Genomic DNA, 8304 nt, shown 5'->3' on the forward strand with positions numbered 1-8304 from the left:
GATATCGAACATGATTTTAGTGCATTAAAGAGGGCAAGAATGTATGCTCCTGTGGGGACACCCCTTGATGAAATTATTCGTACTTATTGTGTCGCCTAGTGTCTCGTTCTTATTTGAAATAACTATATCATCGGAAATTAAAGTAATGGCCTGTCTCGCCAAAAAATCGAACATTTGCTCAAAATTTTCGTTCGGACGGATGGCGAAACTGACAAGAATATTGGTATCAACAACAACCCGTATCACAAATCATCTTTTAACGATGCCATGAGTGCGTCGTGTTCCGCAGCTGTCATGCCAAGAGTTGCGGCCTCGTGCTGTAATTTTCTGGCAATAATAGATAAGCTGGGACGACCCACCATAAGGCGGACAATTTCATCATCCGGTATAAGCGCCAGTGCTTCCCTAATTTCCCTGGCCGTACCTTGGATTACTTTTGCTTGTGTAGTCATGATTTTTGATCATTCTAGGGCGAATCCTAGCATAATTTAGCTCAAAAAACCTCCCCCAAAAAAAGAGAGAGGAAACCTGTATTCTAGAAAACGGGTTTCTTTGAGAAACCCGTTTTCTATGGCGCTTAAGTGTCGCTGCCGCCCCCAGTAAGTCTAACAGCACTCCCTAGCATTAAACCGCCCAAGGTGATCAAACCAAGAAGGCTAGAGGGTTCGGGGACACTGACTGGCGAACCCGGGACAGTAAGGATTGAGGACATTCCATAGAATCGAGGGGAAGTAGATCCCAACGAACTAATAGAATCAAAAATCCATGTGCTATTGTTTGCTGCACTATTTCCTGTCCGGCCAGCAGCTGTAAAGCTACCTCCCAGATTAATGCCTATACTACCATCAGTGTTTGACCCCGTCCATACATTTGAGGAAATACTCCCCAGATCAGAAGGTGTGCGATTGATAGGGACATTAATAGTCCCATCCCAGAGATCGGCATTATTGTTGGCGACTCGATTCCCATCTATGAGGTAGATGGGAACACCCGCACTCGATGGATTAGTACCCGTATTATCACGGGCAGCGACTGATTCGGTAGAAGCGATCGCATTCCAAGTAATAGTACCCAGGTTAAATCCTGCCGTTGTTAAAGCCGAATTGAGAGCGGGCTTGTTGGCCTCATTGGTAACAAAGCTATTGTAGGTGTTTATGTCGGTGCTTTGTGCATCCCGTGTGCCGTCAGTAACAAAGACCAAGCGATACTGGTCGCCCGGATTCAAGCCTGTAGGGACGACCACCAAAGCAGCTTGTGCTGCACTAGCCGTTACCAGAGTCGCCAGGGCAACTCCAGAGACAAAGCAGAGTTGTTTTTTTTCATGAAAAGAAAAGGGTTAATGGTAGATGATTTGAGTGCCTGACATTTCGATTCGGGTTAAGCGATAGGGCAACCCAAAACAATTACCAGCGAACGTAACAGTCAAGACCATACACACTCCCCCCTGCGTTGTATCAAAAGCTACAATTTAATAAATATTTACATTCTTTTCCCCCAGGGCTTGCGCCCCTTGTATATTGGAGAAGTGGTAGGGTGTCAGCCTTTTTTTCCAGAGGATTTGCTGATCACCGGGACTCCAAGAGAGCCATCTGATCACTTATAAACTGTTGACTATCCAAATTACTCGTTAAGACTGCATTAGAGGTAAATATTTCATGAGCCAAACCATCACACCTTCTTCCTTAAAAGCTAGTTTAGCCCCCAATCCCACTAGAGCAGCAACGGTGGACGATGGGGGAAATGTGCTAGGGGAATTTCTGCAAGAAACTCTGGCCATGACTAAACGTCTGTTCATCCAATTACAACGTCGTCCTTCAACCCTAATCGCGGGGGTAATTCAGCCCTTTATGTGGCTGATTTTATTCGGGGCATTGTTTTATAATGCCCCCCAGGGTCTATTCGGCAACGATCTCAGTTATGCTAAATTTCTCGCCCCCGGAGTGATTGTCTTTACCGCTTTTTCTGGGGCCCTCAATGCTGGTTTGCCGGTAATGTTCGATCGAGAATTTGGCTTCCTTAACCGTCTGTTGGTAGCACCTTTAACCACTCGTTACTCGATCGTGGCCGCTTCTACCATCTATATTATCGCCCTCAGTTTCATCCAAACCGCCTCGATCGTGGCCGCTAGTGCCTTTTTAGGGGCCGGATTGCCCAGTTTAGCTGGATTAGGTGCGATCGCTTTGATTGTTTTCCTAATAGTTTTGGGTATGACTGCCTTAAGTCTCAGTTTAACCTTTGCTCTGCCCGGACATATCGAATTAATCGCCGTCATTTTCGTCACCAATTTACCGCTTTTATTTGCCAGTACCGCCCTCGCTCCCTTAAACTTTATGGCAGATTGGTTACAAGTAATCGCTAGTCTCAACCCTCTTACCTATGCGATCGAACCGATCCGTTATATTTATTTCAATCAGCACTGGTCTTTTGATAGCATAGTCTTACAAACCCCTTGGCTTGACCTCAATTTCTTGACAGTTTTAGCCCTGCTCTTAGCTTTTGATCTGCTAATCCTTTTAGCAATTCAGCCCTTACTTCGTCGTCGTTTTGCTTAAATCAGTTACCAGTTACCAGTTATCAGTTATTAGTTATTAGTTTACTGTTCACTGAAAAGCTTGTAACTTTTTCACCACCAAAAACAAGATAATTTTCTGAGGAGTTAGTTAGATTATGAATACTCAAAAAATGTTGATCAAATCGTCTTTATTTCTAGCTACTATTCTATTAGTCGGGGCTGGTTTTAATCCGCAAGTGTTAGCTCAAAGCTTGAACCCCAGTCAGCCGGATTATCAAAAGAATGAACGTAGTTCCGATGGCAGGGATAGTCTGGGTGGTTTTAATCCTTTAGACTTGATTCATAATAGTAATTTTCGCCGTAGCCGGGACGGATCGGAATTTCAGGAAGACACCCTCAATAATATCAACGACGCGGCCGAGGAGTTTAAACGCAAGCAAAGAGAACAACTGGAAAATCTCCAAAATCCTGCCCCAGAAACCAAATAAAACCCTTTTTTTGAGTAGCTAGACATAATTAATTGCACATATCTAACTACCTATTGCCTATTGCCTATTGCCTATTGCCTATTGCCTATTGCCTATTGCCTCTTGTCTTTTGCCTATTGCCTATTGCCTATTGCCTATTGCCTATTGCCTATTGCCTATTGCCTATTGCCTATTGCCTATTGCCTATTGCCTATTGCCTATTGCCTATTGCCTATTGCCTATTGCCTATTGCCTATTGCCTCTTGTCTTTTGCCTATCCTAAGCAAGAGGTTGATTTTGTCCTATTGCTTAGTATATATGATCGCTAAATACAAACGAACTTAGAAAGAGCAATAACTGAAGATCATTGGGGGGTTTATCTGACACGAATTTATATTAAACTTAGGATTGGTTTATTGAATTATCGTCTTATTAAAACTGTGGAAGTAATGGAAATCGGGCAAAAAGTCAAGGTCTGTCGCTTAAGAGACCGCGTTAACTCGGACGTAGCGGGTAAATTGGGTAAAGTGGGTGTCATCAAAAATTTTAAGATGACCGATGGCAGCGGTGTTGGTGCTGTTGTCCAGTTTGATGATAAAACCGCTACTTGGTTTTTTGAGGATGAACTCAAACTCATCTAAATACAACGTTTAGGAATTAATTATGTCCTTAATTTTGACCTTTTTGGGCAAGGGGGGCAGCGGTCGCAGTACGATAGCGATTGCGTCGGCAAAGAAAATGGCTGGTCTGGGGTCAAAAGTTCTCTTGATCGGTCAAGATTCTGGCCCTGCTTGGGGGTTACTCCTCAAGGCTTCCCCTAGCTCCTCCATTACGGAAATTGCCCCTAATCTCTCGGTTGTGCAGCTTAGTAGTACGGGATTACTAGAAAAAAGTTGGGAAGAAGTCAAGGAATTGGAAAAGCAGTATTTGCGTTCTCCCACCTTGAAAAATGTTTATGGTCAAGAGTTGGGCATTTTACCCGGAATGGATCAAGCTCTAGCTTTAAATTTCCTGCGGGAACAGGATAAAAGCGGAAATTACGATGTCATCATCTACGACGGCAGCGGAGATATCAACAGCCTGCGAATGTTAGGGATTCCAGAGGTGGGCAGCTGGTATTTACGGCGTTTTCGGCAGGTTTTCAGCGATTCTGAGATTGGTCGCACCCTTTCTCCCTTTTTCCAACCAATCGCCGCTGCCGTGCTGAATTTTTCCTTTAATCCCCAAGATTTAGAGCGGAAGGGCGATAATAACATTCTAGACGAGGGGCGCTCCGCTTTAGCTAATCCTCGGCGAGTTTTAGCCTATCTAGTCACCAATGATGATCCAATTGCGATCGCAGAAGCCAAATATCTTTGGGGTGCGGCGCAGCAAATCGGTTTAAATGTGGGGGGAGTGATTTTTAATCGCTGTCAGAGTGCCACGGAGGATTTTGCCCCGCTGCCGGCGGCGATTTTACCCGACCGTCAAGGAGAAGATTGGCAGGAGTTAATCGCCGAGTTACCCAATTTTCTCACGGTGCAGCCGCCCAAACCGTTAATAATCGATACGGCAGCCGGTCAGGTCAAGGTTTATTTACCCGGATTCGAGAAAAAACAGGTAAAACTGACGCAATCGGGTCCAGAATTAACCATCGAAGCCGGGGATCAACGGCGGAATATTGATGTACCACCGCCTCTAACCGGACGAGGGGTAAAAGGGGCCAAATTCCAAGACGGTTACTTAATTATTTCTTTTTAAGGGATTATGTCAAACACCGAGATAGAAAACAAGGATAATAGAGGCGCAAAAACTCGCCAATTATTGGGCATGAAAGGGGCCTCATCGGCAGAAACCTCCCTCTGGAAAATCCGCTTACAATTGATGAAGCCGATCACTTGGATTCCCCTAATTTGGGGGGTTGTCTGTGGGGCTGCTTCATCGGGTAATTACACTTGGTCTTTAGAAGATGTCTTAAAATCGGCCACCTGTATGTTACTTTCCGGTCCATTGATGACCGGTTATACCCAAACTTTAAATGATTTTTACGATCGAGAAATCGATGCAATTAATGAACCCTACCGTCCGATTCCTTCGGGGGCAATTTCTATTCCGCAAGTGGTCGGTCAGATTTTGGTTTTATTAGTGGCTGGGTTAGGAATAGCTTATCTTCTCGATCGCTGGGCCAGTCATGATTTCCCGATCATGCTCTGTTTAACCCTATTTGGTTCTTTTATCGCCTATATTTATTCAGCGCCGCCCTTAAAATTAAAACAAAATGGTTGGCTGGGTAATTATGCACTCGGTGCTAGTTATATAGCATTACCTTGGTGGGCAGGTCACGCCCTTTTTGGTCAGTTAAATGGGACAATTATGCTCCTAACCCTCATCTATAGTCTGGCGGGTTTAGGCATTGCTGTAGTTAACGACTTTAAAAGTGTGGAAGGTGACGAAAAATTAGGCTTGAAATCCTTGCCAGTTATGTTTGGAATAACCACTGCTGCTTGGATTTGTGTGATTATGATCGATGTTTTTCAAGCAGGAATTGCGGGCTATCTCATTAGTATTCATCAGAATCTTTATGCCGCTATTTTACTGTTATTAATTATCCCTCAGATAACTTTCCAAGATATGTATTTTCTGCGGGATCCGCTCAAAAATGATGTCAAATATCAAGCCAGCGCCCAGCCTTTTCTAGTGTTAGGAATGTTGGTGACAGGTTTGGCTTTAGGTCAGGGTATGCTCTGAAGATTGTAGTTAATAAAAACAGGAAATATCCAGTTTATGGGACATTATCGCCTTGAATTGGGCGTCTGTTTACGGTAACTTGATCAGTCAAGAGGGGTGAAAACTGCGGCTTCTAGCTCGATCCCTAGTCTTTTCGTTACAATCAAGAGGTGATTGTGCTGGAGGGGAAAACTTTCTTTCTTCTCGGCCAACTATCCCGCATTCTTGACGAACTAATCAAGAATAGTTTCTGTTTAACAAGATTGATTGAGACAAGTATCTCGCACCCTATCACCATGAGTAATACCAGTAACTTTCGTCAAGCTTTACGCGAGGCCAAAAGCCAAGCACTTATCGGCCCCAATGTTATCCCCAAGGCCTTACCCTATCTCGGTGGCGGTCTAATTTTGACTGCGGTGGGAACCTATGGCGGTTTAGGTGTGATCCAATCCTATCCCCAGATTTTCTTCCCGACTTTCTTTGTCGCCATGGTTGCCGAGATTATTTTATTTTTTGTCGCGCGCAATAGTGCGGAAAGCGGCAATAAAGGAACTGCTCTGCCCCTGCTGACTCTCTATAGCCTTCTTTCTGGCTATACTCTCAGTGGAATCGTCTATGTGGCCTTAGGTACTTCCGGTGTCGGTTTGCGAGGAGTAGCAATTGCTGCCCTCGGTTGCGGCATCGCTTTTGTCTTGGGACGCAATATCGGCTCGAATCTGTCGGAAAAAGATGGTTTAGCGCTAACTCAAACCGTTAGCATCGGTATTCTCGCTCTTTTTATTGTTCTCATTGGTCAGCTAATTTTCTCTATCTTTGGTGGTGCTACTCCCACCTGGTTAGAAATCGCTATTTCTGGCATCGGGGTTTTCTTGTTTGCTGGTTCGGCAGTGGTGGACTTTTACATCTTGCCCCGTACCTACAGAGATGAGCAGTATCTCAGTGCTGCTTTATCGATGTATTTGACCTATATCAACCTATTTATCTTTATTCTGCGCCTTTTAATCGCTCTTAACGGTCGAGATTAGGGCAAATAGAGAGGAGTTAGAAATTAGTTACAACCTAACTTCTAACTCCGCTAGAATAGTAAAGAAATGTAAACGGCCTGTAAAGATCATGACTGAACCACAACCGACTCAAACCCCCAAATTAGAAGATCCCAAATTTGGCTTTAATGACTATGCCGAGCGCCTCAACGGTAGGGCGGCTATGATTGGTTTTGTGATCACCCTGTTGATCGAGTATCTAACCGGTCAAGGTCTGTTATCTTGGTTAGGGTTACAGTAGCTTTTTAAGCTTTTTTAGACATTCTAGGGGAAATAGAGCCTTGAATGCTAGTTAACGCATACAGGCTTGATGATTTTCCCCGTAGAATCCTTGCAGGACCGAATCACCTCGCTGTTGTGGTGTTCCGTGGGAGCGATTGGGAGCTTCAAAATCGCCCACTTCCGAGGCCGCTTCCGCTAGAAGTTTTCCTGCTATTATATAATCCTGTTTGGATAAACTTCTTGCTTCGGTAAATAACCAGGAAAGGGTATCTCCCGCTAGACAATCGGCCTGTAATTCAATGCCGATGCTCATTCCGCCTTCATCGATGCCACCGATACCCCGATTCCACTGAACAGCGTGAGCTGCCTCGTGAGCGACGGCGTAAAGGGGGAATAGGGGATTATCACTAATGCGAGTAACTTGCTGGATATTGACATAGACTGTATTATCTACAGTGCAGAAAGCCGCTAGGGAAATTACGCCGCAGGGAGTGGTTATCGGGCTATTGCTTAACAAATACTTAAAATTGATCTGGTGTAATTGAGCCGTATATTCAATTACCGCTTCTAGGGCATCCGTAATATCGTCTGCTTGCGCTCTCTGGGCTAGAGGAGATAAAATCAAGAGGGAACTACAAGAAACGGCAGATATCAGGGATAATAACCGTTTACGGCCAGAGTTAGGTTTCATGATACTAACAAAGTCGGGAGTGAGAAAGAAGTTTAATTAATCTGGATTAGCCTACCGCTACGATCAAAATTCTAAAGGCTATATCTAAGACTTCCAGAGAAAATACAGAATTTACGCGACTTTTGATCGAAGTTGATATAATTTGTCGTCAAGGTTGAGGAAATTAATTTGGCACGACCACTGATTGTCTTGAAAATAGCTCTCTTGCATAATTAATTTTTGAGGGTTCAAAAATGTCAAAAATAAGGGTTAAGTTGCGTAAAATCTCTAAATATACCAGTTAATTGGTTTTTATTCATTCTTAATTTCCCCACCCTGATCATTTCGTACAAATATACCACAATTTCTTGCAGAAGTCGGACAAGGGGGAAAGGGATAATTGTCCCTTTCATAGGACCGCCTTTTCCCTACATTTTCCGAAAATTTCCTGACTTATGCCAGAGACACTATAGCTCTATCCCCATTTCTCGCAAACGAGCCGCCAGTTGTTGAGAACGCTGTCTTTCCGCTTCTAGAGCTTGCTGAGTAGCATTTAATTGCTCCTGGGCTGCAGCCGCTTGCTCCTGTGCTGCTTCTTCTGGCAAGGGGATTAAATTGCCTTCCGGGTCATAAAATCTCGCCCAGATTGCCGTTTCTCGGTCAATAGTACCCTCCCAAGTTCCC

Annotated in this window: 10 protein-coding genes and 2 pseudogenes; 8 read left to right on the forward strand and 4 right to left on the reverse strand. The window is 44.2% G+C overall.

The features are described 5' to 3' along the window. Positions 1-99, forward strand: a pseudogene (locus MiAbW_RS18500) (IS630 family transposase); the annotation flags it as partial. Positions 100-242: 143 nt separating this feature from the next. Here the strand turns inward: MiAbW_RS18500 and MiAbW_RS18505 are convergent. Further along, positions 243-452: a hypothetical protein gene (locus tag MiAbW_RS18505; protein ID WP_151697286.1), complete on the reverse strand. Its 210-nt coding sequence runs from the start codon at positions 450-452 to the stop codon at positions 243-245. Between the two features lie 125 nt (positions 453-577). Then, positions 578-1285 carry a PEP-CTERM sorting domain-containing protein gene (locus tag MiAbW_RS18510; protein WP_151697287.1) on the reverse strand — a complete coding sequence of 236 codons (708 nt, stop codon included), beginning with the start codon at positions 1283-1285 and terminating at the stop codon, positions 578-580. A 370-nt stretch (positions 1286-1655) separates the two neighbouring features. Here MiAbW_RS18510 and MiAbW_RS18515 point away from each other — a divergent pair, with 370 nt between their 5' ends. From MiAbW_RS18515 to MiAbW_RS19675, 7 genes are all read left to right on the forward strand, one after another. Next, positions 1656-2552, forward strand: coding sequence for an ABC transporter permease (locus MiAbW_RS18515; protein WP_046661061.1), 897 nt, complete (start codon positions 1656-1658; stop codon positions 2550-2552). A 115-nt stretch (positions 2553-2667) separates the two neighbouring features. Further along, positions 2668-3000 (forward strand): hypothetical protein, encoded by a 333-nt coding sequence (locus tag MiAbW_RS18520; RefSeq protein ID WP_151697288.1) that lies wholly within the window; start codon positions 2668-2670, stop codon positions 2998-3000. 428 nt (positions 3001-3428) lie between these two features. Continuing rightward, a complete protein-coding gene (gene petP / locus MiAbW_RS18525; protein WP_002742483.1) occupies positions 3429-3620 on the forward strand; it encodes a cytochrome b6f subunit PetP in 192 nt (63 codons plus the stop codon). A gap of 22 nt (positions 3621-3642) precedes the next feature. After that, positions 3643-4719 (forward strand): Get3/ArsA fold putative tail anchor-mediating ATPase NosAFP, encoded by a 1077-nt coding sequence (locus tag MiAbW_RS18530; protein WP_151697289.1) that lies wholly within the window; start codon positions 3643-3645, stop codon positions 4717-4719. A gap of 6 nt (positions 4720-4725) precedes the next feature. Then, positions 4726-5706: a chlorophyll synthase ChlG gene (chlG, locus tag MiAbW_RS18535; protein ID WP_151697290.1), complete on the forward strand. Its 981-nt coding sequence runs from the start codon at positions 4726-4728 to the stop codon at positions 5704-5706. Between the two features lie 275 nt (positions 5707-5981). Then, positions 5982-6710, forward strand: coding sequence for a Bax inhibitor-1/YccA family protein (locus MiAbW_RS18540; protein ID WP_151697291.1), 729 nt, complete (start codon positions 5982-5984; stop codon positions 6708-6710). An 88-nt stretch (positions 6711-6798) separates the two neighbouring features. Then, positions 6799-6969 (forward strand): high light inducible protein, encoded by a 171-nt coding sequence (locus MiAbW_RS19675; protein ID WP_002742489.1) that lies wholly within the window; start codon positions 6799-6801, stop codon positions 6967-6969. A gap of 51 nt (positions 6970-7020) precedes the next feature. Here MiAbW_RS19675 and MiAbW_RS18545 read toward each other — a convergent pair whose 3' ends face one another. Further along, a complete protein-coding gene (locus MiAbW_RS18545) occupies positions 7021-7641 on the reverse strand; it encodes a metalloprotease (RefSeq protein WP_151697292.1) in 621 nt (206 codons plus the stop codon). Positions 7642-8087: 446 nt separating this feature from the next. Then, positions 8088-8304 (reverse strand): annotated as a pseudogene (locus MiAbW_RS18550) (Uma2 family endonuclease); the annotation flags it as partial.

This window comes from Microcystis aeruginosa NIES-4325 (assembly GCF_008974145.1).
In the GTDB taxonomy this organism is placed as follows: Bacteria; Cyanobacteriota; Cyanobacteriia; order Cyanobacteriales; family Microcystaceae; genus Microcystis; species Microcystis aeruginosa_G.